At 72.0% G+C, this 24,527-nt stretch carries 22 protein-coding genes and 2 pseudogenes; 6 read left to right on the top strand and 18 right to left on the bottom strand.

The annotated features are described in order from the left end of the window. Positions 1-116 precede the first annotated feature (116 nt). Together ACFZDA_RS39350 and ACFZDA_RS39345 are read left to right on the top strand one after the other, a co-directional pair. The gene (locus ACFZDA_RS39350; protein ID WP_391090954.1) at positions 117-1,283 is read left to right on the top strand and encodes a serine hydrolase; all 1,167 of its coding nucleotides are present in this window, start codon (positions 117-119) and stop codon (positions 1,281-1,283) included. A gap of 143 nt (positions 1,284-1,426) precedes the next feature. After that, positions 1,427-1,988, top strand: a pseudogene (locus ACFZDA_RS39345) (alpha/beta fold hydrolase); the annotation flags it as partial. On the opposite strand, the gene ACFZDA_RS39340 reads toward ACFZDA_RS39345, so the two are convergent. Together ACFZDA_RS39340 and ACFZDA_RS39335 are read right to left on the bottom strand one after the other, a co-directional pair. Continuing rightward, the gene (locus ACFZDA_RS39340) at positions 1,989-2,720 is read right to left on the bottom strand and encodes a methyltransferase domain-containing protein (RefSeq protein ID WP_391090952.1); all 732 of its coding nucleotides are present in this window, start codon (positions 2,718-2,720) and stop codon (positions 1,989-1,991) included. It lies immediately after the preceding pseudogene. A 4-nt stretch (positions 2,721-2,724) separates the two neighbouring features. Further along, positions 2,725-3,288: a helix-turn-helix transcriptional regulator gene (locus ACFZDA_RS39335; protein WP_391090950.1), complete on the bottom strand. Its 564-nt coding sequence runs from the start codon at positions 3,286-3,288 to the stop codon at positions 2,725-2,727. A gap of 69 nt (positions 3,289-3,357) precedes the next feature. Here ACFZDA_RS39335 and ACFZDA_RS39330 point away from each other — a divergent pair, with 69 nt between their 5' ends. The 3 genes from ACFZDA_RS39330 (at position 3,358) to rho (ending at position 6,051) form a co-directional block, all read left to right on the top strand. Continuing rightward, positions 3,358-3,756: a nuclear transport factor 2 family protein gene (locus ACFZDA_RS39330; RefSeq protein WP_391090948.1), complete on the top strand. Its 399-nt coding sequence runs from the start codon at positions 3,358-3,360 to the stop codon at positions 3,754-3,756. Positions 3,757-3,836: 80 nt separating this feature from the next. Continuing rightward, positions 3,837-4,664, top strand: a complete 828-nt coding sequence (locus tag ACFZDA_RS39325) for a methyltransferase (RefSeq protein WP_391090946.1) — start codon at positions 3,837-3,839, stop codon at positions 4,662-4,664. Between the two features lie 250 nt (positions 4,665-4,914). After that, positions 4,915-6,051: a transcription termination factor Rho gene (rho, locus tag ACFZDA_RS39320; RefSeq protein WP_391090945.1), complete on the top strand. Its 1,137-nt coding sequence runs from the start codon at positions 4,915-4,917 to the stop codon at positions 6,049-6,051. 16 nt (positions 6,052-6,067) lie between these two features. On the opposite strand, the gene ACFZDA_RS39315 is transcribed toward rho, so the two are convergent. Next, positions 6,068-7,072: an ArsR family transcriptional regulator gene (locus tag ACFZDA_RS39315; protein ID WP_391090943.1), complete on the bottom strand. Its 1,005-nt coding sequence runs from the start codon at positions 7,070-7,072 to the stop codon at positions 6,068-6,070. Positions 7,073-7,322: 250 nt separating this feature from the next. On the opposite strand from ACFZDA_RS39315, the pseudogene ACFZDA_RS39310 reads away from it, so the two are divergent. Then, a pseudogene (locus tag ACFZDA_RS39310) lies at positions 7,323-8,150 on the top strand (D-alanyl-D-alanine carboxypeptidase family protein); the annotation flags it as partial. A gap of 59 nt (positions 8,151-8,209) precedes the next feature. Here the strand turns inward: ACFZDA_RS39310 and ACFZDA_RS39305 are convergent. The 15 genes from ACFZDA_RS39305 to ACFZDA_RS39235 all read right to left on the bottom strand — a co-directional run bounded on the left by ACFZDA_RS39305 (position 8,210) and on the right by ACFZDA_RS39235 (position 24,452). Continuing rightward, positions 8,210-9,592, bottom strand: coding sequence for a glycosyltransferase 87 family protein (locus ACFZDA_RS39305; RefSeq protein ID WP_391090941.1), 1,383 nt, complete (start codon positions 9,590-9,592; stop codon positions 8,210-8,212). After that, on the bottom strand, positions 9,589-10,986 hold the full coding sequence (gene mptB, locus ACFZDA_RS39300) for a polyprenol phosphomannose-dependent alpha 1,6 mannosyltransferase MptB (RefSeq protein WP_391090939.1): 1,398 nt from the start codon (positions 10,984-10,986) through the stop codon (positions 9,589-9,591). Before mptB ends, ACFZDA_RS39305 begins: the two co-directional genes overlap by 4 nt. Positions 10,987-11,221: 235 nt before the next feature. Beyond that, positions 11,222-12,145: a glutaminase gene (locus tag ACFZDA_RS39295; protein ID WP_391090937.1), complete on the bottom strand. Its 924-nt coding sequence runs from the start codon at positions 12,143-12,145 to the stop codon at positions 11,222-11,224. A 44-nt stretch (positions 12,146-12,189) separates the two neighbouring features. Then, a complete protein-coding gene (gene aspA / locus ACFZDA_RS39290) occupies positions 12,190-13,602 on the bottom strand; it encodes an aspartate ammonia-lyase (protein WP_391090936.1) in 1,413 nt (470 codons plus the stop codon). Positions 13,603-13,724: 122 nt separating this feature from the next. After that, the gene (locus ACFZDA_RS39285; protein WP_391090989.1) at positions 13,725-14,741 is read right to left on the bottom strand and encodes an asparaginase; all 1,017 of its coding nucleotides are present in this window, start codon (positions 14,739-14,741) and stop codon (positions 13,725-13,727) included. 32 nt (positions 14,742-14,773) lie between these two features. Next, positions 14,774-16,216 carry an amino acid permease gene (locus ACFZDA_RS39280; RefSeq protein WP_391090934.1) on the bottom strand — a complete coding sequence of 481 codons (1,443 nt, stop codon included), beginning with the start codon at positions 16,214-16,216 and terminating at the stop codon, positions 14,774-14,776. Beyond that, the gene (locus ACFZDA_RS39275) at positions 16,213-16,890 is read right to left on the bottom strand and encodes an FCD domain-containing protein (protein WP_391090987.1); all 678 of its coding nucleotides are present in this window, start codon (positions 16,888-16,890) and stop codon (positions 16,213-16,215) included. Before ACFZDA_RS39275 ends, ACFZDA_RS39280 begins: the two co-directional genes overlap by 4 nt. A 164-nt stretch (positions 16,891-17,054) precedes the next feature. Beyond that, on the bottom strand, positions 17,055-17,891 hold the full coding sequence (locus tag ACFZDA_RS39270) for an undecaprenyl-diphosphate phosphatase (protein WP_391090932.1): 837 nt from the start codon (positions 17,889-17,891) through the stop codon (positions 17,055-17,057). 72 nt (positions 17,892-17,963) lie between these two features. Next, on the bottom strand, positions 17,964-18,311 hold the full coding sequence (crcB, locus tag ACFZDA_RS39265) for a fluoride efflux transporter CrcB (protein ID WP_391090930.1): 348 nt from the start codon (positions 18,309-18,311) through the stop codon (positions 17,964-17,966). Beyond that, positions 18,308-18,697: a DUF190 domain-containing protein gene (locus ACFZDA_RS39260; protein WP_391090928.1), complete on the bottom strand. Its 390-nt coding sequence runs from the start codon at positions 18,695-18,697 to the stop codon at positions 18,308-18,310. Before ACFZDA_RS39260 ends, crcB (ACFZDA_RS39265) begins: the two co-directional genes overlap by 4 nt. Further along, positions 18,694-19,155, bottom strand: coding sequence for a fluoride efflux transporter CrcB (gene crcB, locus ACFZDA_RS39255; RefSeq protein ID WP_391090926.1), 462 nt, complete (start codon positions 19,153-19,155; stop codon positions 18,694-18,696). Before crcB (ACFZDA_RS39255) ends, ACFZDA_RS39260 begins: the two co-directional genes overlap by 4 nt. Before the next feature lie 169 nt (positions 19,156-19,324). Further along, the gene (locus ACFZDA_RS39250) at positions 19,325-20,284 is read right to left on the bottom strand and encodes an SMP-30/gluconolactonase/LRE family protein (protein ID WP_391090924.1); all 960 of its coding nucleotides are present in this window, start codon (positions 20,282-20,284) and stop codon (positions 19,325-19,327) included. Positions 20,285-20,314: 30 nt separating this feature from the next. Beyond that, positions 20,315-20,572, bottom strand: coding sequence for an ArsR/SmtB family transcription factor (locus tag ACFZDA_RS39245; protein WP_391090922.1), 258 nt, complete (start codon positions 20,570-20,572; stop codon positions 20,315-20,317). A gap of 184 nt (positions 20,573-20,756) precedes the next feature. Further along, positions 20,757-22,316, bottom strand: coding sequence for a glycosyl hydrolase 53 family protein (locus ACFZDA_RS39240; RefSeq protein ID WP_391090920.1), 1,560 nt, complete (start codon positions 22,314-22,316; stop codon positions 20,757-20,759). A 114-nt stretch (positions 22,317-22,430) separates the two neighbouring features. After that, positions 22,431-24,452, bottom strand: coding sequence for a beta-galactosidase (locus ACFZDA_RS39235; protein WP_391090918.1), 2,022 nt, complete (start codon positions 24,450-24,452; stop codon positions 22,431-22,433). Between the last annotated feature and the right edge of the window lie 75 nt (positions 24,453-24,527).

Here is a 24,527-nt window from a genome sequence, read left to right as displayed (position 1 = left end):
GCCGGCGACCGGGTCCGGCCGTTTCGGCGGCGGCGGGCTTCCACCGAGTCCGACCAGTCGGTACGTTCTTCGCGCCCGGGCCGCACCTCGGCGGCCCGGCGAGGGGTGGAGGGCCCATGTCAGACGACGAGGCACAGGTGCACGGCCACTGCGACGCGCGCTTCACGGCGGTGCGCGAAGCGTTCGAGGCGAACTTCCGGGAGCGGGGCGAGCTGGGTGCCGCGGTGGCCGTCACCGTCGGCGGCGAGGCGGTGGTGGACCTGTGGGGCGGCTGGGCCGACGCGGCACGCACCCGGCCGTGGGCACGGGACACGCTGGTCAACGTATGGTCCACGACCAAGGGGCCGGTGGCCCTGTGTGCGCACATCCTGGCCGACCGGGGGCTGCTGGATCTCGACGCGCCGGTGGCCGCGTACTGGCCCGAGTTCGCCGCGGCGGGCAAGGAGAAGGTCCTCGTACGGCACCTGCTGTCCCACCGCGCCGGACTGGCCGGGCTGCGTGAGCCGCACTCGCTGGAGCAGCTCTGCGACTGGGAGCTGACCACCCAGCGGCTCGCGGCGACGCAGCCCTGGTGGGAGCCGGGAGCCACGTCCGGCTATCACGCGCTGACCTACGGTCATCTGGTCGGCGAGGTCGTCCGGCGGGTGTCGGGGCTGCGGCCGGGGGCCTTCCTGGAGCAGGAGGTGACCGGGCCGCTCGGCGTCGACTTCCGCATCGGCCTGCCGGAGAAGGACTTCGGGCGGGCGGCCGACCTGGTCCAGCCGCGGGTCGCGACGAGCAGCGAACAGGCCGCCGTCTTCGCCCAGTTGGCGCCCGCGGCGATCGCCGCGCTCACCAACCCCGCGGTGTCCGCCGCCGGGGCCCTCACGCCCGGCTGGCGGGCCGCGGAGATACCGGCGGCGAACGGGCACGGCACCGCGCGTGCGGTCGCCGTGCTCTACGGCGTCTTCGCGGGGCGCGGCTCGTACGGGGGCAAGCGCATCCTGTCCCCCGAGGCCGCCGAGCGGGTACGGGAGGGGCAGGGCAGCTGCCGGGATCTGGTGCTCGGTGCCGGGCTCGGGGGCGAGACCGAGGCGGGGCTCGGGCTGTGGCTCAGCGGACCGAACGGTTCCTACGGGCCCAACCCGCGCGCTTTCGGCCATGACGGCTTCGGCGGCTCCTGCGGGCTCGCCGACCCGGAGGCGCACGTGTCGATGGGGTACGTGATGAATCGCATGGGGCCTCATATCGCGAACGACCCGCGCAAGATGGCGCTGGTCGACGCCGTGTACAGCGCTCTGTGACGGCCGGTGCGGGCGGTCCGGTACCGGCCGGACCGCCTGGCCGCCCTCTCGTGCTGATTCAGACCAATGCTGGACCTGGTGGCGCACCGAGCCCGCACGGCTACCGAACGTCAACTGAAGGCGCGGCATGGAGCTGGACCTCCGACGCGGTCCTGGTGGGCCATTCGACCGGCGGCGGAGAGGTGGCCCGCTACATCGGGCGGCACGGGACCGCGCGGGTCGCCAAGGCCGTGCTGCTGGGCGCGGTGCCGCCGCTGATGCTGCGGACGGAGGCCAATCCCAAGGGCACCCCGAAGGACGCCTTCGACGGGATCCGCGCGGCGGTGGCGGCGGACCGCTCGCAGTTCTACTGGGACCTGAGCGAGAGCTTCTACGGCTTCAACCGGCCCGGGGCCGCCGTCTCGGAGGGCGTACGGCGGGCGTTCTGGAGGTGGAGCATGCAGGCCGGGCTGAAGGGCGCCTACGACTGCGTCGCGCAGTTCTCGGAGACCGACTTCACGGAGGACCTGCGGCGGATCGACGTACCCACGCTGGTCGCGCACGGCGACGACGACCAGATCGTGCCGATCGGCGCCTCGGCCCACCGGACCGTCCAGCTCGTCGAGGACGCGACGCTGAAGGTGTACCCGGGGCGCCCCGCACGGTCTGGTGGGCGACTACGAGCAGGCGTTCAACGACGACCTGCTGAACTTCCTGCGCGACTGACTAGGACCTGTCCGGGGTCCGGGCGACGACCAGCCGCACCCGCGGGCTGCCGTCCCGTCGCCGGCCGAACTCCGGCAGGGCGTGGAGATCCACCCCGAAGCCGGCCCGGGCGAGCTCACGCCGTACGTCCCCGAAGCGGAACGCGCGGTAGTACATGACGAACGGAGGCCGCCACAGCGCGTTGCGCACCCGCATCACCGCGTCGAAGCCGAGCAGCATCCAGTAGCCGAGCGAGCCCGGGCGGGGCGGGGCGACCAGCACAAATGCGAAGCAGCCGCCCGGCCGCAGGACGGAGCGGACCTGCGCGAACAGTCCGGGCAGCTCGCGGGGCAGGAAGTGCCCGAAGGCCCCGAAACTCACGACCAGGTCGAAGGCGGGCCCGAAGGGCAGGGCACGGGCGTCCGCGCGGACGAAGGAGACCGGCGGCCCCGTAGGCCGGACCCGCTCCCTGGCCACGTCGAGCATCCCCGCACTGAAGTCGACCCCGACGACGCGCTCCCGGCACACCCCCGCCAGCACGCCGACACCCGCGCCGGTACCGCAGCACAGGTCGAGCCCGGCCGCGAAGGGCCCGGTCCGCCGCAAGGCCGACTCGACCGCGCCCAGGACCGCGTCGGGCGTCCGGAACGGGGTGTGATCGAACTTCGGCGCGAGGAGGTCGTAGCCGCGTTCGACGGACGACAGCGCCTGAACGGCGAGCTCACGCAGAGTGGGGCCTTCGGGGCTGAACATCGGATCAGCCTAGGGCAGCTCGCTGCTTGAGGATCGTGAGGACGCGTGCGCACCAGCGGAGGTTCTCCTCCTCGTAGGCGATGCCGCCCATCAGCGTGAGGTACGGGCCGATGCGGTCGGCGTCCCGCAGGTACTCCTCCTCGCCGCGGCCGGCCAGGAGGCGTTCGCGGACGCGCTCGTAGCGGGCGAGCTTGCCGCGCGACCACGCCTCGCGCTCCTCGACCAGCGCGCGGGTCGCCTCCGGGTCCGCTCCGTCCATGGCCTGGATCTTGATGAGGAGTTCGTCCCGGATGGCGGTGGGCCGGCGGGGCGGTGTGACGGCGAAGGCGCGCAGGTCCTGACGGCCCGCCTCGGTGAGCGTGAACATCCGCTTGTCGGGCCGCCGTTCCTGGCGTACGACCCTGGCCTCGATCAGTCCGTCCTGCGCGAGCCGTTCCAGTTCCCGGTAGAGCTGCTGCGGGGTCGCGGCCCAGAAGTTCGCGAGCGACACGTCGAACACCTTGGACAGCTCGTAGCCCGAGGCCTCGCCCTCCAGGAGAGCGGCCAGCACGGCGTACTTGAGAGACATATGGACACCGTATCAACCGTTGACTAATCTACTCCGCACCTACTCAATTAATTGACTAAGGCAGGTTCGATGCGTGCATTCCGTGAGGCGGTCGAGGCACTCGACCTCGACGCCGCCGAGGCGCTGCTGGCGCCGGACGTCGTCTTCACCAGCCCGGTCGTGTTCAAGCCGTACACCGGCAAGCCGATCACGGCGGCGATCCTGCGCGCCGTCTCCGGTGTCTTCGAGGACTTCCGCTACGTGCGCGAGATCAACGACGTGAACGGCCGTGACCACGCCCTCGTCTTCACCGCCCGCGTCGGCGACCGGGAGCTGAACGGCTGCGACTTCATCCACGTCGACGAGAACGGGCTCATCGACGAACTGACCGTGATGGTGCGCCCGTTGTCGGCGGCGCAGGCCCTGGCGGCGGCCATGGGCGCGCAGTTCGAGCGGATCACCGAGGACACGCGGGCGCGCTCGATGTGAGCGACACAGTGGCGACACATCCGGGGTCTGTTTGCCGCGTTCTCCCGCCGCTCGCGGTCCGCCGGCGGTTGGATGTCCTCATGACGTCCGTCGATCACGACCGGCTGATGCGGGCCAACCAGGCGAACTGGGACGCCCGCACGCCCGTCCATCTCGCCAGCCGGTTCTACGGTCTCGACCAGGACCCCGACCCCGAGCGCTGGTTCGCGCCCTGGGAGTGGGAGGACCTGGGCGAGCTGGCCGGCCGTGACGTGCTGCACCCGCAGTGTCACCTCGGCACGGAGACGATCGCCTTCGCCCGGCGCGGCGCCCGGGCCGTCGGCCTCGACTTCTCCGAGGCGTCCGTGGCGGCCGCGGCCGGCATCGCCGCGAAGGCCGGCGCGGACGTGTCGTACGTCCGGGCGAACGTGTACGACGCCGACGAGGCCCTGGACGGGCGGCGGTTCGACGTCGTCTACACCGGCAAGGGTGCCCTGTGCTACCTGCCGGACCTGGACCGGTGGGCGGAGGTCGTCGGCCGGCTCCTGCGTCCCGGCGGCAGGTTGTACGTCGTCGAGTTCCACCCCCTGCTCAACTCGCTCGGACCGAAACCCGCTCCGGGCGAGGGCCCCGAGCTGCTCCTGCGCCACGACTACCTGGGCGGCGGCGGTCCCGTGCACCGGGACGCGACCCACACGTACACGGACGGCCCGGCCGTCGAGGGCGCCACGGACAGTTACGAGTGGATGCATGGAATGGGCGAGGTCGTCAACGCGTTGACACAAGCGGGACTGACCGTCCGGCGGCTACGGGAAAGCGCCGAACTGCCCTGGCCGCGCTGGCCGCGGATGGTCCGTACGGAGTCCGGCTGGTGGCGGCTGCCCGAGCCGCGGATTCCGCTGCTGTACGGGCTGCTGGCCACCCGCTGACGCATATCTCCCTCCCCTGGCGCCCCGTCGGGTGGTAGCCTGCAAGCAGCACTCGTGCACGCCCCTCTCTGTGTGGGCGCCGGTGCTGTTCTTCCTTTCTCTCCATCTTTTCCGGCATCTCGACGCGCTCTGTCGTACCCGAGGTGCTGTTCCCCCGCCGCCGGAGGCGTGCCTCAGGCCCTCCCTTCGCGGCTCTCTCCCCCTCCCTTCGCATGTCTCCTGCCTGCCGTCCGTGAAAGGACACACCACCATGACCACCACACTCGACACCCCGCCCGCCCAGCGGCACTCCGAGCCCCGGACCGCCCTCGGCGTCCTCGACATCGACGCGAGCGGGAAGGGGCAGCTGCGCGGTGAGAACTGCCTGCCCGCGCCCACCGACCCCGCCGTCTCCCCCGCCCTGATCCGCCGCCACGGCCTGCGCAAGGGCGACCTCGTCGAGGGCACCCTGGGCGACCGGCGCGCTCTCACCGACGTCACACGAGCCGACGGCCGTACGCCCGCGGAACTGCGCGGCCGCCGGCACTTCCGGGACCTGACGCCCCTGCATCCGCATGAGCGCCTGCGTCTGGAAAACCCGGCCGCCGGACTGGCCGGCCGGGTCGTCGACCTGATCGCACCGGTCGGCAAGGGCCAGCGCGGGCTTCTCGTGGCCCCGCCCAAGACCGGCAAGACCGTCATCCTCCAGCAGCTCGCCGCCGCCGTCACCGGCAACCATCCCGAGTGCCGGCTGATGATGCTGCTGCTCGACGAGCGGCCCGAGGAGGTCACCGACATGCGGCGCAGCGTGCGGGGCGAGGTGTACGCCTCGACCTTCGACCGGAGCGCCAGGCAGCACATCGCGCTCGCCGAGCTCGTGATCGAGCGGGCCAAGCGGCTCGTCGAAGCCGGTGAGGACGTCGTGATCCTCCTCGACTCCCTCACCCGGCTGTGCCGGGCGCACAACAACGCGGCCGCTTGCGGGGGCCGCATCCTCACCGGAGGCGTCGACGCGTCCGCGCTGACCGGCCCGAAGCGGTTCTTCGGCGCCGCCCGGTCGGCCGAGGAGGGCGGCTCCCTCACGATCCTCGCGACCGCGCTGGTGGAGACCGGTTCCCGGGCCGACGACTTCTACTTCGAGGAGCTGAAGAGCACGGGCAACATGGAACTCCGCCTGAGCCGGGAACCGGCGTCCCAGCGCCTGTTCCCGGCCGTCGACATCGTCCCCTCCGGCACCCGCCGCGAGGAACTCCTGCTGCCGCCCGCCGAGTTGGCGGCGGTACACGGGCTGCGGCGCGTGCTGCAGAACCGGGACGGGCACGGCGCCCTGGAGACCCTCCTGGAACGGCTGCGCGAGACCCCGGACAACGCGACGTTCCTGCGGCGCATCCAGCCGACGCTGCCCTAGGCCCTGGGCGTATGTGTCAGCCGCGCCCGCCCGTGCCGGCCCGGAGCAGGGACGCCCCCGCGGGCGTGAGGGTGTGCAGTACGGACGGGCCGTGCCGGACGGTGGTGATGAGCCCCGCGTCGCGCAGCGCGGTGGCGTGCCGGCTGGCCGAGGACGCCGAGACGCCGGCGGCGCGGGCCAGTTCGGCGGTCGTGGCACCGGTGGCAGCGGCGCGCAGCGCCACCGCGCGAGCGCGGCCGAGGAGGGTGGTCAAGGGCCGGTCGGCGTCGTCGGCGTGCGGGGTGTCCGGCGCGCTCGGTTCGTGGAGCAGCGAGTACCAGAGCACGGGCTGCAGTTGCGGATCGGCGAAGGCGACCGGCTCGCCCCAGTTGAAGTACGAGGGGACGAGCGTGAGTCCACGGCCGTCCAGGTACAGGTCCCGGTCGCCGGTCTGCTTGGGATAGCTGACCTCCAGGACGGGAGGCCGCCAGCGCAGCATGGGCCCGAGTCCGGAGAGCATCCCCTCGACCCCGCCGTCCAGGAGGCCGCGGCAGCGTGCCGCCCGCTCCGCCTCGATGCGGGCCTGGGCCCGTTCCTCGTACGGGGCGACAACCGCGGCGTGGTACGCGCGCAGCATCGCCGCGAACTCCTTGCGGGCTTCCAGCCCGGTCAGCTGCCCGGCCCATGCGGGGGCACCCACCGTCCGGTCCAGGACGGCCAGCTCCGCGAGGACGCGCTGGGGAGGCGTGGCCACGATCGATTCCATGCCCGCGTCCAGGTCGCCCACCGCGTCGGCGGGCGTCAGGAAGTCCGGGAAGTACGCCGCCCTCGGATACAGGGGCAACAGAACGCCCCGCAGGAGCCGCTCCAGCCCCTTCTCGCGCAGCTGTTGCCGTGCCGTGCGGTGCCACGCGGCGTAGGCCCACCGGCCTCTGCGGGACTGCAACCGGTGCAGACTCGCGGCGACCTCCCACACCGGATCGGGGGCGGCGGCGACCGTGGTGCGGGCCAGGTCCCCGTCGCTGAAATGGATACGGAGCACGTGGTCGTCCCCCTTTGCTCAGCTTTTGCGCTGTCGTGCCACAAACTTGGTGCGTACGGGCCGGGTGATCATAAGTCGCGGACATCAAGGCGCGATAAACGCGGGCTTGACGGACAGGGCGGGCACGTTCATCTCCGCGCGGGCGTCGCGATCACCACCGGTCGGCCGTCCGTGCGGCATCCGGGTGCTCGCGCGTGGTGTGCGGCCCGGTCGTCGCGGTACGGGGGACATCCGTTCCTACGTTGACCATATGATCAACGGATTCTCTTCCCGGCTGGTCGCGTCGACCTGCGCGCTCTGTGCGACGGGGCTGCTGGTCCTGACGCCCGCCGCCGCGGCCCGTTCCGGCGGGGCGGAACCCAGTCCCCCGGCCGGTCCGACGGCGGCCCCGCACCCTTCGCTGCTGTACCGCCCCGGCACTCAGGTCCGCCGCGGGGCGCCCCGCCTCCCGGAGACCTCCGCGCTGTCCTGGCTGGTGGCCGACGCCCGCACCGGCGACGTGCTCGCCGCCCACAACGCACACCGCAGGCTGCCCCCGGCCAGCACCTTGAAGACCCTGTTCGCCCTCACCGTGCTGCCCACGCTGCCGGCCGGCACCCGGCACACGGTCCGCGCGGAGGAACTGCGCGGCATCGGTGCCGGCAGCAGCATGGTCGGCGTCGCCGAGGGCGGTACCTACCGGGTCGCCGACCTGTGGCGGGGCGTCTTCCTCAACTCCGGCAACGACGCCGTCCACGTCCTGGCCGCACTCAACGGCGGCTGGCGGGCCACGGCACAGCGCATGCAGGCCAAGGCCCGGTCCCTCGGCGCCCGCGACACGCACGTGGTCTCCCCGGACGGCTACGACGCGCCGGGCCAGGTGTCGTCGGCGTTCGACCTGGCGGTCTTCGGGCGGGTCGGGCTGCGCAATCCCGACTTCGCCCGGTACTGCGCCACAGTCGAGGCCAGGTTCCCGGGCGGCGAACGCGGGTCGTACCCGATCCGCAACACCAACCGGCTGCTGAGCGGCGCCCGCGGTGTGGAGCCGTACCCGGGACTGATCGGCATCAAGAACGGCTACACCAGCAAGGCGGGCAACACGCTCGTCGCGGCGGCGCGGCGCGACGGGCGCACCCTCGTCGTGACGGTGATGAACCCTCAGGCGGGTGGCTCCGCGGTGTACGAGGAGGCCCGCTCGCTGCTCGACTGGGGTTTCGAGGCGGGCGGCCGGGTCGAACCGGTGGGTTCGCTGGAGGCGTCGAAGCCTGCCGGGCGACCGGGCGCGGCTACTTTGCCCGCCGTCGCGGCCGCCGTGCCGAAGGAGGCCGGCTCCGGCTGGACGGAGGCGGGGCTGATCGCGGGTGCCGCCGCACTGGGCGCGGCAGTCGTGGTGCTGGTGCTGCGGCTGCCGCTGAGCCGTTCCGGAGACCGCTGACCGGCGGGCAGCCACAGCAGCAGGCCCAGGGTGATCCAGGCATAGGTGTTGCCGCCCAGGAAGCCGTCGACGCCGGACGCGTCGTCGAACCACAGCCACACCACGCTGGTGCACAGCACCGCGTACAGGGCGCCCGCGATCCGGGCGTGCCCGGAGCGGATCAGCACGGCGAAGGACGGCAGCAGCCACACGAGATGGTGTACCCAGGTGATCGGGCTGACGAGACATGCGGCGAGGCCGGTCAGGGCGAACGCCGCCGCCCAGTCCCCCGCGGCGGCCGCCCGGCGGGCCCGCAGCGCCCACACGACGAGGACCAGCAAAGCCGCCGCCGCCCACACCGCCCGGTCCGCCTCGCCCAGCCGGGCCAGGATGCCCTGCACCGACTGATTCGAGACGTAACCGAGGCGGCCCACCCGGTCGGTGTCCCACAGCGCCTCGGTCCAGTAGAAGCGTGAGGCGCCGGGGTCCGCCGTTGCCGCGAGGGCCGTGGCACCGAGGGCGACGGCCGTGGCGACCGCCGCCGCGCGCCGTCTCCTGCCCGCCAGCAGCAGACCGATGAACAACGCCGGTGTGAGCTTGATCGCGGCCGCCAGCCCGATGCCGATGCCCGCCCAGCGGGGGCGCCCGGTGGCGAGCAGCGCCGCGTCGGTGAGCACGAGCGCCAGCAGCAGCAGGTTCACCTGGCCGAAGCTGAAGGTGTCGCGCAGCGGCTCGAACAGCGCGAGGACGCAGGCGGTCACGGCCCAGCCGTACCAGCCGAGGCGCCGCCAGGCGGGGCCGGCGAGCAGCCGCAGGATCAGGGCCAGGGCCGCCGCATTGAGCAGCAGGGCGGCGGCGATCGCGGTGCGCAGGTCCAGCAGGGCCATCGGCAGCATGACGACGGCGGCGAACGGCGGGTAGGTGAAGCCGTACACCGTGCCGGGGACCCGGTAGTCGTAGATCCGGCCGCCGTGGTGGACCCAGCTGTCGATGGTTCCGTAGTAGACGCGCAGGTCGAACCAGTCGCGCAGCAGGGGCACGGTCGCGGTGAAGACCGTCACCGCCGTGGCGAGGGCGAGCAGGAGCAGGAGTCGTCCGCGGTCGGTGCGCGGCAGGCCCGGGGTCATGCCGTGCGTCCCAGCGCCGGTGCCAGCTCGGCCTGGTGGGCCTGCCACAGCACGACGGCCGCGAGGGCCCCGCCGGAGACGGCCAGCACGAGTTGTCCGGAGTCGGCCGGGCCGCCGCCGGGCAGGACGCAGAGCGCCAGTACGCCGGTCACCGCCGCCGTGCGGTGGCGTACGGAGGTGCGGGGCGGTGCGGCGGCGGCGATGAGGAACAGGCCCCACAGGGCGTACCAGGGCCGGATCGCCGGGCCGAGCGCGGCCACCGCTGCCAGGCTCAGGCCGAGCGCGTACAGCGGGCGTGGGCGCAGCCGGAGCCAGATCAGGACGATCGCGGCCCCGGCCGCCACGACGCCGAGTGTGTGCCAGGCGGGGATCGCCAGGGGCGCGAGATCGCTGCCGAGGTGTTCCAGCAGGGCGCGGGTGGCGCGGCCGAGCAGGGTGGTCAGGGCCCAGTTCTGGGGTGAGACGGGGGTGTTCAGGGCGCCGATCCAGCCGTATCCGGTGCCCGCCGCGGCCGTGGCCACGACGGTCGTCCCCACGGCTGCGGCGGCGGTCGTCACGAGAGCTTTCGCCGTACTGCGGCCCGCACGCACCTGGAGGACGACGACGGCGGCGAGACCGAGCGCGGCGGGCGCCTTGACCAGCGCGGCGAGGGTGACGAGGACGGCGCCGAGGAACGGCCACCGGCCGAGCGCCGCCACCAGGCCGGCGCCGAGCAGGCCCAGCATGACGGCGTCGTTGTGCGCGCCGGCGACCAGGTGCAGCAGGACGAGCGGGTTGAGGGCGCCCAGCCACAGCGCGGCGGCCGGGTCGGCGCCGCTGTGGCGGGCGAGCCGGGGCAGGGCGGCGGCCATCAGGGCCACGCCGGCGAGCGCGACGAGCCGCATCCCGGCCAGTCCGGCGGGCAGTTCACCGCGTGTCAGCGCCGAGAGGGCCGCCGCGACGGCGAGGAACACCGGGCCGTACGGGGCGCCGGTGTGACGCCAGAGCGGGGCCACCTCGCCGGCGAGCGGTCCGCCGAGCTGCGAGGGCCCGTGCGCGTAGACGTCCATGTGCGCATCGACCATCGCCCCTTGGGCGAGGTAGCTGTAGACGTCCCGGCTGAACAGCGGTGGGGCGAGCAGCAGCGGGGCTGCCCAGACGACGAGCACGAGCAGCAGGGCGCGAGGAGCGGGGGGTCTGGGGCCTCGGACCAGCCGGCCCAGCAGTGCCCAGGCCGCGATGAGCAGGACGAGTCCGAAGTACACCGCCACCAGGCCGAGGGCGGCGGGCGCGGAGGCCGGGTGCAGGAGGTCGCGTACGGGCAGGGCTCCGGCCGTCTCACCGCCTGCCGCGAGGAAGGCGGTACCGGCCAGACCGAGTATCTGGCAGCGGCGGAGATCGACGGGGAAAGCCATGGCCAACACTCGGGCAGCGTGTCAACGTGGGGTGGCTCGAAAACGACGCGGAGTGCTCCGGTGGGAAGCCGAAGTGTGTCCGGCCGGTGATCGGTGCGGGCCGGTGGGGCCGGGAGCCTTGGGCGGGAGCTTCTGCCGGGTGCGGTGGTGTGCGGAGTGCGGGCTCGTCGTGGCTTGTCGCGCGGTTCGCCGCGCCCCTGAAGGCATGACCCCCGAAGCCCGCCGGGAGGTTCCGTCAGAACACCGACAGGCCCGTCAGCGTCGTGAATCGGTCGAGGGCCGCCACTCCCGCCACCGAGTTGCCCCGTTCGTCCAGGCCCGGGCTCCACACGCACAGCGTGCAGCGGCCCGGGACGACCGCGATGATGCCGCCGCCCACACCGCTCTTGCCGGGCAGGCCCACACGGTAGGCGAAGTCCCCCGCCGCGTCGTACGTGCCGCAGGTCAGCATGATCGCGTTGATCTGCTTGGCCTGGCTGCGGGTGAGCAGGCGGGTGCCGTCGGCGCGGATGCCGTGCCGGGCGAGGAAGGTGATGGCGAGGGCGAGGTCGGCGCAGGACGCCGCGATCGAGCACTGCCTAAAGTACTGGTCGAGCAGGACCGGTACCGGGTTGTCGATGTTGCCGTAGGACGCCATGAAGTGTCCGAGCGCGGCGTTGCGGTCACCGTGCGCGGACTCGGACGCGGCGACCTCCTGGTCGAAGGTCAGGTCCGGGTTGCCGCTCTCCGCCCGCAGGAACGCCAGCAGTTCGCCCGACGCGTCGCCGGTACGGGTGTGCAGCCGGTCGGTGACGACGAGGGCACCCGCGTTGATGAAGGGGTTGCGCGGGATGCCGTTCTCGTACTCCAGCTGGACCAGGGAGTTGAAGGGGTTGCCGGAGGGCTCGCGGCCGACATGCTCCCACAGGGCGTCACCCTCGCGGGCCAGGACGAGGGCGAGGGTGAAGAGCTTGGTGATGGACTGCGCGGAGAAGGGCTGCCGCCAGTCCCCCACTCCGTACACCGTGCCGTCGGGTTCGGCGACTGCCATGCCGAAGCTGCGCGGGTCGCGGGCGGCGAGCGCGGGGATGTAGTCGGCGGACCGGCCCCGGCCGGGCGTCCGCTCGATCTCCTCGGCGATGCGCTCCAGGACCGGCTGGAAGGTCGTCGACTCCGTCATGATCCGATTGTCCCTCCATGCCGGTCCCGGTGCGCTCGTGTCCGTCAGGCCGCCGGAGCCGGTCCGCTGCCGGCCAGGACCTCCGGGCGCAGCAGGCCGGCGAGCGTCTCGGCGGGCAGCAGGCCCTTCTCCAGGACGAGTTCCGCCACACCCCGGCCGGTGGCGAGGGCCTCCTTGGCGATGTCGGTGGCGGCCGTGTAGCCGATGTGCGGGTTGAGGGCGGTGACGAGGCCGATGGAGTTCTCGACGGTCGCGCGCAGCGCCTCGGTGTTGGCGGTGATGCCCGCCACGCAGCGTTCGGCGAGCGTGAGGCAGGCCGCGCGCAGATGCGTGATGGACTCCGACAGGGAGTGCAGGATGACCGGCTCGAAGGCGTTGAGCTGGAGCTGTCCGGCCTCGGCGGCCATGGTGATGGTGACGTCGTTGCCGATCACCTCGAAGGCGACCTGGTTGACGACTTCGGGGATCACCGGGTTGACCTTGCCGGGCATGATCGACGAACCGGCCTGCACGGGCGGCAGGTTGATCTCGCCGAGCCCGGCGCGCGGGCCGGAGGACAGCAGCCTGAGGTCGTTGCAGCTCTTGGAGAGCTTGACCGCGATGCGCTTGAGCACGCCGGACATCTGGACGAAAGCGCCGCAGTCCTGGGTCGCCTCGACGAGGTTGGCCGCCGTCACCAGGGGCAGCCCGGTGATGGCCGCGAGGTGGCGGCGGGCCGACTCGGCGTATCCGGCGGGGGCGTTGAGGCCGGTGCCGATCGCCGTGGCACCGAGGTTGATCTCATGGATCAGCTCGACGGCCTCGGCAAGACGGGACCGGTCCTCGTCCATCATGACGGCGTAGGCGGAGAACTCCTGGCCGAGCGTCATCGGCACCGCGTCCTGCAACTGTGTACGGCCCATCTTGAGCACGTCGCGGAACTCGACGGCCTTGCGGGCGAAGGTGTCCTGGAGGACGGACATCGCGTCGAGCAGCCCGCGCACCGCGAACACCGTCGCGATCTTGACGGCGGTCGGGTAGACGTCGTTGGTGGACTGGCCGAGGTTGACGTCCTCGTTGGGGTGCAGATAACGGTACTCGCCCTTGGCGTGGCCCAGCAGTTCCAGCGCCCGGTTCGCCACGACCTCGTTGGCGTTCATGTTGGTGGAGGTGCCGGCGCCGCCCTGGACGACGTCGACGACGAACTGGTCGTGCAGCTTGCCGTCGCGGATCTCCCGGCAGGCGGCGACGATGGCGGCGGCCTTCTTCGGGTCCAGCAGGCCGAGTTCCTCGTTGGCGAGGGCGGCGGCCTCCTTGACGGCGGCCAGCGCGTCGATCAGGTGCGGGTAGGCGGAGATGGTCATGCCCGTGATGGGAAAGTTCTCCGTGGCCCGCAGGGTGTGCACACCCCAGTAGGCCTCGGCGGGAACGTCACGGTCGCCCAGCAGGTCGTGTTCGGAGCGGGTGGCGGCGGTCATGAGGGTGAGGGATCCCTTTTCTGAGAACTGAGGGTGGACGAGCGCCCCGTCAGGGGCGCGGGGAACTGCGCGACCGGCCACAACAGAGCCGCAGCCGCCGAACAGGAGCACCTGGCACATGGTCAGGCGCAGGCGGCACCGGCGAGCGGCTCCAGCGAGCGAACGGGCCGCACACGCCCGACCTCCCGGCCGCCCCCGAGCAGCGGCTCCCCCGCGAACTCGGAAAGCAGCTCCGGGTCGACGCCCGCACGCGCCAACGCCGCGGCGGCAACCGGCACACGCGCCCGGTTCGCCCCGTCCGCGATCTTCACCGCCACAGCCCGCCCATCAGGCAGCGCAGCGACCTGCACACCCTCGAAGCCGTCCTTGGTGAGCAGCCCGGGCACGGCCCGCATCAGCGCGGCGACGTCCCGGCCGGAGCCGGAGGCCATCTCGGCGTGCTCGCGCATCGCGTCGGCGACCCGGGCCTCGGGCGTGCCCGGCGCGGCGGTGGCGATCCGGGCGGTGGCCCGAGCGAGGCCGTGCAGGGAGATGGAGAACAGGGGCGCGCCGCAGCCGTCGACGGTGACCCGGGCGATGCGCTGCCCGGTGAGGTCCTCGACGATCTCGGCGATGGCCTGCTGCAACGGGTGGCCGGGGTCGAGGTAGTCCTCCAGCGGCCAGCCGTTGAGGACGCAGGTGTAGAGCATGGCCGCGTGCTTGCCGGAGCAGTTCTGCGCGAGCCGGGAGGGCAGCCGGCCCTCGCGCACCCAGGCGTCCCGGACGACCGGGTCGAACGGCAGGTCAGGGACGTTGCGCAGCCGCTCCTCGGTGAGCCCGGCGAGTTCGAGGATGCGCCGGGTACCGGCGAGGTGGCGTTCCTCGCCGGAGTGGCTGGCCGCGGTCAGCGACAGCAGGTCGCCGTCGAGCGGCAGCCCGGCCCGGACCATGGCCACGGCCTGGACCGGCTTGATCGCGGAGCGGGGGTAGAAGGCGGCCTCGATGTCTCCGATCTGGAGCTGGACCTCTGAGTCGGCGCCGAGGACGACGACGGAGCCGTAGTGGATGCCTTCGACGATTCCGCCGCGTATGAGGTGGGCGACGGGGGCGTGGACGGGTTCACGGACAAGGGGTGCGTCCGCGAGGGAACTGCTGTACATCACTGCCTGCTTCTCGTGGAGCGGCGCGTCTGTCACGCGTCGGCTCCGGTGGTGGATTTGCTCGCGACACGGCCGCGGACGGCGAACCACCCGGCGACCAGTGCCCCGACGATCAGCGGCAGGCACAGCACGGTGGTGCGTCCCGCGCCGCCGTCGGCGTACATGAGGACCAGGACGGAGGCGAGGAACGCCAGCGTCACGACTTCGGTCCAGGGGGAGCCCGGCAGCCGGTAGCCCGGGCGGGTCAGCTCGCCCTTCTGGGTCTTCTGCCAGAAGAGGAGGTGACAGAGCATGATCATGCCCCAGGTGGCGAGGATACCGATCGCCGCGAAGTTCAGCACGATCTCGAACGCCTCGGCGGGCACGACGAAGTTGAGGCCGACGCCCAGGACGCAGATGCCGCTGGTGAGCAGGATGCCGCCGTAGGGGACCTGGCTGCGGCTCATCACGGAGGTGAACTTGGGCGCGGACCCGGCCATGGCCATGGAGCGCAGGATGCGGCCGGTGGAGTAGAGGCCGGAGTTGAGGGAGGACATCGCGGCGGTGAGGACGACGAGGTTCATCACGCCGCCGGCCGCCGGGACGCCGATGTTGGACAGCACCGTGACGAAGGGGCTCTCCCCCGCCGTGTACTTGTTCCACGGCAGCAGCATCGACAGCAGGACGACGGAGCCGACGTAGAACAGGCCCACGCGCCACATGATCGAGTTGATCGCCTTCGGCATGATCTTCTCGGGGTTCTCCGTCTCACCGGCGGCGACGCCGACGAGTTCGACGGAGGCGTAGGCGAAGACGACGCCCTGGATGATCAGCAGCATGGGCAGCAGGCCGTGCGGGAAGATTCCGCCGCTGTCGCTGATGAGGGACGGGCCGGGGCTGTGGCCGTCGACGGGGTGCTGGGTGACCAGCAGGAAGATGCCTATGCACATGAAGACGACGAGCGCGCCGACCTTGACGATGGCGAACCAGAACTCCAGCTCGCCGAAGATCTTCACCGAGATCAGGTTCACGGTGAGCACGACCGCGAGTGCGATGAGCGCGATCACCCACTGCGGGATGTCGGAGAACATGCCCCAGTAGTGGGTGTACGTGGCCACGGCGGTGATGTCGGCGATGCCGGTGGTCGCCCAGTTGAGGAAGTACATCCAGCCGGCGGTGTAGGCGCCCTTCTCCCCCATGAACTCGCGGGCGTACGACACGAAGGCGCCGGAGGAGGGCCGGTACAGCACGAGTTCGCCGAGGGCGCGCACGACGAGGAAGGCGAACAGGCCGCAGACCGCGTAGGCGATGAAGAGGGAGGGGCCGGCGTCGGCGAGGCGGCCGCCCGCGCCGAGGAAGAGGCCGGTGCCGATGGCGCCGCCGATGGCGATCATGTTGACGTGCCGGGATTTCAGGGACTTGCTGTAGCCGGCGTCTCCGGCATCGACATGGCCGGAACGTTTCTGCACGCCTTCGTGCAGGGACTGCTCGCTCACGCCTCGGGTCCGCCTTCCGTGGGGATGTCCGTGCGCGCGGGGCGCACGATGTCGGTGAGGGTGGTCTCGACGCGGTCGAGGTGGTGGGCCATGGCCTCCACCGCGTCGCTGTCGGAACCGTCGATCAGCGCCTCGACGATCGCCCGGTGCTCGCGGTTGGACTGCTCGCGACGGCCGCCCAGCTCGTTGAGGAAGGCGGACTGGCGGGCCAGCGCGTCCCGGATCTCCTCGATGACCCGGCGGAAGACCGGGTTCTGGGCGGCCTCGGCCACGGCGAGGTGGAACAGCGTGTCCATCGCGACCCAGGCGGTGGTGTCCGTCTCCCGTTCCATCCGGTCCAGGAGGTGGGCCAGGTGGTCGAGGTTCTCCGGGGTGCGGCGCCGTGCCGCGTACCCGGCGACCGGGATCTCGACGTGGCGGCGCACCTCCAGCAGGTCGCTGGCCGAGTAGTCGCCGAAGGTGGGGTCCTCGACGGTGCTGGCGACGACGAAGGTGCCCTTGCCGGTCCTGGAGACGGTCAGGCCCATGGTCTGCAGGGCCCGCAGCGCCTCGCGCAGCACGGGCCGCGAGACCTCCAGGGTGCGGCACAGCTCCGCTTCGGAGGGGAGCTTGTCGCCGATGGCGTAGTCGCCGCGCTCGATGGCGCCGCGCAGATACTCCAGCACCGCCTCCATGGCGCTGACGCGCCGCACGGGCTGTCCGGCTGTCCGGCTGTCTGACAGGTTCACGTTGGCGATCCTGGGGGTCGCGACAGGCGCCTGTCAAGGGGTGGCAACGAAACGTTCAGGGGGCCGGAAGCCCGCGTTCAGGATCCCGGCCCCTCGCCCGCCATGACCGCTCAGCCGGTGAGCACACCCGTCCCGAGCAGGCCGAACAGCAACACCCCCACGACGATCCGGTAGATCACGAAGGCGTTGAAGGAGTGCTTGGCGACGAACTTCAGCAGCCAGGCGATGGAGCCGTAGGCCACCACGAAGGACACGATCGTGCCGACGGCGAGCGGGGCCGCGCCCACGCCGGCGCCCAGGGCGTCCTTGAGTTCGTAGAGGCCGGCGCCTGTCAGGGCGGGGATGCCGAGGAAGAAGGAGAGCCGGGTGGCGGCGACCCGGTCCAGGTCGAGGATCAGCGCCGTGGACATGGTGGCGCCGGAGCGGGAGAAGCCGGGGAAGAGCAGGGCGAGGATCTGGGAGCTGCCGACGAGCATGGCGTCCTTGAAGGAGGTGTCGTCCTCGCCGCGCTTGTGCCGGCCCATCTGGTCCGCCGCCCACATCACCCCGCTGCCGACGATCAGCGAGCCGGCCACCACCCACAGCGAGGCGAGCGGGCCCTCGATGAGCGGCTTGGCGGCGAGTCCGACGGCGACGATCGGGATGGTCGCGTAGATGACCCACCAGGCGAACTTGTAGTCGTGGTGGTACCGCTCCTCGCGGTCGCGCAGGCCCCGCCCCCACGCGGAGACGATCCGCACGATGTCCTTGAAGAAGTACACCAGCACCGCGGCGATCGCGCCGACCTGGATGACGGCCGAGAACCCGACCACGGCGTGGTCGTCGACGGGGATGCCCATGAGCCCTTCGGCGATCTTCAGATGGCCGGTGGAGGAGACGGGCAGGAACTCGGTCACCCCCTCGACGGCTCCGAGGACGACGGCCTGACCGACGTTGATGACGCTCATGGGATCCAGTTCTGTGCGGGGGCGAGACGGCGCGGAGAGGACCGTCTTACTACACGCGGGCGAGAACGGGTCTCACAGACGCGCGAGTGCCACCCCCGTGAACGCCGCCCCGAGACCGGCCGCCAGGCTCGCCGTCACATTGAGGACGGCGTAGCCGCGGGCCCCCGTCTCCACCAGCCGCAGCGTCTCGTAGGAGAACGTCGAGTACGTCGTCAGGGCCCCGCACAGACCCGTGCCGAGCAGCAGTTGGACGTGTCCGGCGACGCCGGTGAGCAGGCCGAGGACCAGGCAGCCGGTGACGTTCACGGCGAAGGTGCCCCAGGGGAAGACGGAGTCGTGCCGGGACTGGACCGCGCGGTCGGTGAGGTAGCGCAGCGGGGCGCCGACCATGGCGCCCCCGACGACCAGCAGCCAGTTCACAACGACTTCTTACCCTTCGCGTCCGTTTCGCCCGGAGTGTCCGCCTGGTCGGTGGTGGGGGTGCCCCCGATGACCTCGCAGTCGTCGAGGGTCATCAGGCCCTCGGTGACGAGTTCGTCGAGCTGGGGCAGGAAGGCCCGTACGCGTGGCTCGGTATCGACGATCACGACGGCGACCGGCAGGTCCTCGCTCAGGGACAGCAGCCGCGAGGTGTGGATCAGCGAGGAGGCGCCGAAACCCTCGACACCCCGGAAGACGCTGGCTCCCGCGAGGCCCGCCGCGTGGGCCCGGTGGACGATCTCCGAGTAGAGGGGCTTGTGGTGCCAGGTGTCGTTCTCGCCGACGACGACGGTCAGGCGCAGGGCCCTGCCGGTCAGCCGTGTCATGACTGCCTCCACTTCAGGGCACGGCGGGTCGACCAGGCCGCGAGCCACACCGCCGTGAGCGCCGCGAGCGGGGTCGCGGCGAGGTAGGTCAGGCCGGTGCGGAGGTGACCGCCGTCGGCCAGTTTCTGGATGTCGACAGCGTAGGTCGAGAAGGTCGTGAACCCCCCGAGCACGCCGGTGCCGAAAAAGGGGCGGACCAGGCGGTGGGCGGCCCGGAACTCGGTGATGACCACCATGAACACGCCGATCACGGCACAGCCGGCGACGTTGACCCAGAGGATCGTCCAGGGGAAGCCGCCCGTGTGGGAGGGCCACCACAGGGACGCCGCGTAGCGGGCGGCGGCCCCCGCTCCCCCGCCGAGCGCCACCGCCGCGACGACCGGCGCCTGGGCGCGCCAGGCGGGCGGGTGCGGGGCTGCGGGCCGGATGCGGAGGCTTTCCGTCTCGGGGGCCGTCATGGTCGTACGTCTCCTACTCGCCGGGGCCCGGGATCGTGCAGGCGCGTGCCGTCGCAAGTAGGGACCGTTGGCGGCGTCCGTGCCGCGGTTCGGGTACGGCGGGCCCCACCGCCGCGCCGCGAGAGGTGGCGCGGCCGGGGTTCAGGTTAACCCCGGTGGCGAACCGGCGTCACGTCGGGCCGGGTCGTTCGCAGACCGCCACGCCCCGTTCCCAGAGGCTGCCCAGCACGAGGTGCCCGCCCGCCTCGCACACGCTGGTGACCATGCGGTACCCGGAGTGGCGGCGGGCGAGGTGGTGGACGACGCGGCCCGTGTCGTCGAAGGCCAGGACGGCGATCGTGCCGGTGGGACGGAAGGGGGCGCGTACGGCCACCCGGGCGGCGGCGCGGCGGACCGCGGGCGCGCTGCGGTGGACCAGGTCGAGGGTGGGGACGCGGGGCCCGGCCAGCGCGACCCAGACCGGTCCGTCCAGGGCTCCGCGCCACAGGTTGTCGGGCATGCCCGGGAGGTTCTCGGCGAAGGGCTCGCTCCGGCCGGCGCGGGGTCCGGTGAGCCGGTAGCGGATGAGCCGGCGGGCGCCGGTCTCGGCGACGACGAGGAACGACTCGTCGGCCCCGGCGGCGAGCCCGTTGGCGAACCGCAGGCCGTCCAGCACGACCTCGGGGGTGTCCGCGCCGGGGGCGAGGCGCAGCAGGCGTCCCGTCCCGGTGTGCTCGACGATGTCGCCGATCCAGTGGTCCAGGGGGTGGCGGCGGCTGGAGACGGTGAAGTAGACGCTGCCGTCGGAGAGGGAGACGACGTTGCTGGCGAACCGCAGCCGCTCCCCCGCCACCGATTCGGCGAGGACGCGTACCGTGCCGTCGCCGGTGCCCACGCGCAGCAGTCCGCGTTCGGCGTCGCACACCAGCAGGTCACCGTCCGGGAGGAGTTCGAGCCCGAGCGGCCTGCCGCCGGTCTGGGCGATCACCTCGGTCCGGGCCGTCGCCGGATCTCCCAGGCCGTCCAGGCGCAGGATGCGGCCGTCCGCCAGTCCGGTCAGCACCCGGCCGCGCGGGTCGGCGACCACGTCCTCGGGGCCGTGGCCCACCGCGACGTAGTGGCGTGGGACGAGTGCCGTGGGACGCTCCATCGCGTGCGTGTCCTTCACCGTCCGGGTCGCCTACCAGCCCTTTTCAAACATCCGGGCGACCTCGGCGATCCGCATCTCGTCGCGGTGGTAGTGCACGCGGCCCGCGGACCGGCTGGTGCGCAGCATGCCGGTGGCCTGGAGCAGCCGGAGGTGAGTGACGGCGACCGGGCGGGGCATCGAGAACCTCTCGGCGACGGCGTCCGCGGTGACGCCGTGTGCGGCGGGCCCGGGTTCCTTCAGCCAGGCCAGGATGCGCAGGCGCGTGTCGTCGGTGGGAGTCCTCAGCATGTAGTGCCCCTGCCTCGCGGCTCTGGTCCTCTTACCGCGTCTTCCCACTGTCTCGCAGTCGAAGCCACCGCGCCCCCGGCCTCGGCATTCTTGACCGATACCGGACTGCCGTACGCCACAGGTGAGTTCGGGAACGGGCGAGGGCCCGGCCGCGGGTGTGCGGCCGGGCCCCCTCCCCCGCGGGTCAGCGGTGACGGAACCAGGACGTCGACGACAGGGCCCGGTCGTCGTAGCCGAACAGCGCCTGGTTCTCCCAGGCGTTGCCGGAGGACGGGTCGGTCGGGTCCCAGCCGTTGCCGTTCACCGCGGTCCAGGTCGCCTCCCAGTAGAAGATGCCGAGGCCTCGGCCGTTCGGGACGGCCTCCACGATGCTCGCCACGTCGTTCATCCACCGGGTCTGGCCGGCGACGGTCGCCGGGTAGCCGGAGACCAGTTCGGCACTGGTGTCGATGATGTTCTGGTGCGCGTCCTCGCTGTCCAGGCGGAACGGGTAGGCGGTCTCGGCGACGAAGACCGGCTTGCCGTAACGGGAGGCCGCGTCGTCGAGGGTGGTCTGGAAGTCGGCCAGCGTGCCGTGCCAGTAGCCGTAGTACGACAGGCCGATGGCGTCGAACTTCACGCCGTTGGAGCGCGCGCTGTCGAACCACCAGCGGGTGCCGGCGAGGTCACCGCCCTTGGCGAGGTGCAGGGCGACGGTCGTGCCGGCGTTGACCGCCTTGACGGCGTCGTAGCCGGAGTTGAGCAGACCGGCCAGCTGCGTCCAGTTGGAGGTCGATCCCTCGTTCCACAGCATGCCGCCGTTGATCTCATTGCCGACCTGGACCATGTCGGCGGTGGTGCCCTGCGCCTTCAAGGCGTTCAACACGTCGTACGTGTGGTTGTACACGTCGGTCTTGAGTTGACTGTAGGAGTGTCCGGCCCAGGCGGCGGGCTTGTCCTGGCGGCCGGGGTCGGCCCAGAAGTCCGAGTAGTGGAAGTCGACCAGCAGCTTCATGCCCTGCGCCTTGACGCGCTTGGCCGTGGCGAGGACGCGCGCCTTGTTGTTGTAGCCGTCGGCCGGGTTCACCCAGACCTTGAGGCGCGCGTAGTTCATGCCGGACGACTTGAGGATCGCCAGGGGGTCGCCGGCCGTGCCGGAGCTGTTCCGGTAGACGCCGCCCTTGGCCTCGCTCTTGGCCAGGGACGAGATGTCGGCACCCTTGATCGACGTGCCGGACGTGCCCGAGGTGAAGGTCAGGTCGTCAACATTGATCCAGTTGCCCGCGTTCGCGTCACTGTTGACGCTGATCGTGCACTGGTTGCTGGTCACATTGACGGGCACGACGATCCGGATCCACCCACTGGCCGAGACCGGCAGGTCGGTGCGCTGCTCGGCGCCGCCGCAGTTCTTCAGCGCTATGTACGCGGACTTCTGCCCGCCGCCGGAGCGCACCCAGGCGGTGAGCTTGTAGGCGCCGTTGGTGAGTCCGGACAGGTACTGGTACGTCTCCACCTTGTAGGCGGTGGAGGCCCAGTGGCTCAGGCGGTAGCTGCCGCCGTGGCCGCCGGACTCGGTGAACGAGGCACCGGTGTCGCCGTACTCGGACCAGCCGCTCGGTGTGGCCGCGCCCGCGCCGTCGGCCTCGAAGCCGCCGTTGGCCAGGGTGCTCGCGGCGTGGGCGGCGGTGGCGGGCAGGGCGGTGAGGGCGAGGCCCGCCGCGAGGGGGAGCAGCAGGGCTTTGAGCGTGCGTCTGGGATGGAACATCGTCGTCCGTCGTCCCTTCGACGTGGGGGTTGGGGTGCCCCTCGCCCGGAGGTGAGGCGAGAGAGCCCCTCCGCCCGCGGCTCCTGCGGCTCGCACGGGCGGAGGGGAGTCGGTTCAGCCGTCGAGCCGGACGACCCGGACGGCTCCGGCCGGGACCGGCAGCCGGCCCACGGCGCGTTCACCGGTCAGCAGCTCGGTGCCGGGGGCCTCCAGCGGCACCTTGGTGTCCGAGCCGGTGTGGTTGACGGCGAACAGGTAGGTGCCCGACTCGCCGGTGCGGCGGACCACTTCGACGTCCCGGGGCAGATCGGCGCGCGGGGCGAGCCGCGCGTCCTCGACCGCCCAGCCGAGCAGCGCGTCCAGGCCGTCGGATCCCAGCCGGGTGGAGACGTACCAGGCGGTGCCCTCGCCGCGGCGGTGCCGGGTGACGGCGGGCCGCCCGGCGGCGAGGCCGTCGGCGTACGTCAGGACGGTCTCGGCGCCGCGCGGTACCACGAACTCCGTCCACACGTCGGCGCCCAGCTCGGATCCGTCGGGGCCGGTGACGCGCACCCGTTCGCCGGGCAGCAGCGGCGAGAACTCCTCGACGGTGAGGCCGAGGACGTCCCGCAGCGGGCCCGGGTAGGCGCCCTCGTGGACGGTGTCGTGCTCGTCGACGATGCCGGAGAAGTAGGAGACGACCAGCGTGCCGCCGTTCTCGACGTAGGCCGTGAGGTTGGTCCCGGCCGCCTGTGTCATCAGATACAGGGCCGGTACGACGACAAGGCGATACCTCGACAAGTCGGCTTCCGGGTGGGCGAAGTCGACGGTGAGGTGGCGGTCGTAGAGCGCCTCGTAGAAGGCGTCGGCGCGCTCGCGGGCGTCGTGGTCGGCGCTGGGGCGCCATTCGAGGTTCTGCGCCCACCAGGAGTGCCAGTCCCACAGCACGGCCACGTCGGCCGCGGTGCGGGTGCCGCGGATCTCGTTCAACGCGTCAACGGCCGAGCCGAGTTCGACGACCTCGCGCCACACGCGGGTGTCGGTGCCGCCGTGCGGGACCATCGCCGAATGGAACTTCTCGGCGCCACGCCGGGACTGGCGCCACTGGAAGAACATGGCGCCGTCGGAGCCGCGCGCCACGTGCGTGAGGGAGTTGCGGGCCATCTGGCCGGGGGCCTTGGCCGGGTTGCGGAGCTGCCAGTTGACGCCCGAGGTGGAGTGCTCCAGCAGCAGCCAGGGCGCGCCGCCCGCGACGGAGCGGGTGAGGTCGGCGGCCATCGCCAGGTTGACGTGGGTGCGGCGGCCGTCGGTGATCAGGTAGTGGTCGTTGGTGACGATGTCGACCTCGCGACCCCAGGCCCAGTAGTCGACGGAGTCGCACTGGCTCAGCGCCGTCATGAAGTTGGTGGTGACCGGGACGCCCGGGGAGAGGCGGTGCAGGATGTCCCGCTCCGCCACGAAGTTCTCGCGCATGGTCGCGTCGGCGAACCGCTTGTAGTCCAGCGCCTGGCTCGGGTTGACGGCCGCGGGCGTGAGCCGGGGCGGGTTGATCTGGTCGAAGTCCGTGTAGCGCTGGCCCCAGAAGGCCGTGCCCCAGGCCTCGTTGACCGCGTCGACCGTGCCGTACGTCGTCGCCAGCCAGCGGCGGAAGTGCGCGGCGCACGAGTCGCAGTAGCACGCCGAGACGGGGACGCCGTACTCGTTGTGCACGTGCCACATCGCCAGCGCCGGGTGGTCGCCGTAGCGCTCGGCCAGCCGCGTGGTGATGGTTGATGCGGCCGCGCGGTAGTCGGCGTTGCTGTGGCAGATCGCCGCGCGGGAGCCGAACTCGTAGCGCACGCCCTCGCGGGTGACCGGCAGGGCGTCGGGGTGGGCCCGGTAGAACCAGACGGGCGGGACGACGGTGGGGGTGCCGAGGTCGACGCGGATGCCGTGCTCGTGGAGCAGGTCCAGGAGCCGGTCGAGCCAGCCGAAGTCGTAGGTGCCGGGTGAGGGCTCCAGCAGCGCCCAGGAGAAGATCCCGACGCTCACCATGGTGACGCCGGCCTCCCGCATCAGCCGGACGTCCTCCTGCCAGACGCTCTCCGGCCACTGCTCGGGGTTGTAGTCCCCACCGAAGGCGAGCCTGGTGAGGCCCCTGGGGGTGGTCTCCGGCATGGATGGTCTCCCGGTCGATCGATCAATTGGGAACGTGCACACACAAGGACGCGGTGCTGAGCCCAACATAACCGC

This window comes from Streptomyces sp. NPDC007991 (assembly GCF_042958445.1).
Classification (GTDB): domain Bacteria; phylum Actinomycetota; class Actinomycetes; order Streptomycetales; family Streptomycetaceae; genus Streptomyces.
This window is presented reverse-complemented; position numbering and strand designations above follow the sequence as displayed.

Bases quoted from the DNA above. Each gene is read 5' to 3' on its own strand.
- ACFZDA_RS39350 (WP_391090954.1), top strand. From the start codon at position 117: ATGTCAGACGACGAGGCACAGGTGCACGGCCACTGCGACGCGCGCTTC.
- ACFZDA_RS39340 (WP_391090952.1), bottom strand. From the start codon at position 2,720: ATGTTCAGCCCCGAAGGCCCCACTCTGCGTGAGCTCGCCGTTCAGGCG.
- ACFZDA_RS39335 (WP_391090950.1), bottom strand. From the start codon at position 3,288: ATGTCTCTCAAGTACGCCGTGCTGGCCGCTCTCCTGGAGGGCGAGGCC.
- ACFZDA_RS39330 (WP_391090948.1), top strand. From the start codon at position 3,358: ATGCGTGCATTCCGTGAGGCGGTCGAGGCACTCGACCTCGACGCCGCC.
- ACFZDA_RS39325 (WP_391090946.1), top strand. From the start codon at position 3,837: ATGACGTCCGTCGATCACGACCGGCTGATGCGGGCCAACCAGGCGAAC.
- rho (WP_391090945.1), top strand. From the start codon at position 4,915: ATGACCACCACACTCGACACCCCGCCCGCCCAGCGGCACTCCGAGCCC.
- ACFZDA_RS39305 (WP_391090941.1), bottom strand. From the start codon at position 9,592: ATGACCCCGGGCCTGCCGCGCACCGACCGCGGACGACTCCTGCTCCTG.
- mptB (WP_391090939.1), bottom strand. From the start codon at position 10,986: ATGGCTTTCCCCGTCGATCTCCGCCGCTGCCAGATACTCGGTCTGGCC.
- ACFZDA_RS39295 (WP_391090937.1), bottom strand. From the start codon at position 12,145: ATGACGGAGTCGACGACCTTCCAGCCGGTCCTGGAGCGCATCGCCGAG.
- aspA (WP_391090936.1), bottom strand. From the start codon at position 13,602: ATGACCGCCGCCACCCGCTCCGAACACGACCTGCTGGGCGACCGTGAC.
- ACFZDA_RS39285 (WP_391090989.1), bottom strand. From the start codon at position 14,741: ATGTACAGCAGTTCCCTCGCGGACGCACCCCTTGTCCGTGAACCCGTC.
- ACFZDA_RS39275 (WP_391090987.1), bottom strand. From the start codon at position 16,890: ATGGAGGCGGTGCTGGAGTATCTGCGCGGCGCCATCGAGCGCGGCGAC.
- ACFZDA_RS39270 (WP_391090932.1), bottom strand. From the start codon at position 17,891: ATGAGCGTCATCAACGTCGGTCAGGCCGTCGTCCTCGGAGCCGTCGAG.
- ACFZDA_RS39260 (WP_391090928.1), bottom strand. From the start codon at position 18,697: ATGACACGGCTGACCGGCAGGGCCCTGCGCCTGACCGTCGTCGTCGGC.
- crcB (WP_391090926.1), bottom strand. From the start codon at position 19,155: ATGACGGCCCCCGAGACGGAAAGCCTCCGCATCCGGCCCGCAGCCCCG.
- ACFZDA_RS39250 (WP_391090924.1), bottom strand. From the start codon at position 20,284: ATGGAGCGTCCCACGGCACTCGTCCCACGCCACTACGTCGCGGTGGGC.
- ACFZDA_RS39245 (WP_391090922.1), bottom strand. From the start codon at position 20,572: ATGCTGAGGACTCCCACCGACGACACGCGCCTGCGCATCCTGGCCTGG.
- ACFZDA_RS39240 (WP_391090920.1), bottom strand. From the start codon at position 22,316: ATGTTCCATCCCAGACGCACGCTCAAAGCCCTGCTGCTCCCCCTCGCG.
- ACFZDA_RS39235 (WP_391090918.1), bottom strand. From the start codon at position 24,452: ATGCCGGAGACCACCCCCAGGGGCCTCACCAGGCTCGCCTTCGGTGGG.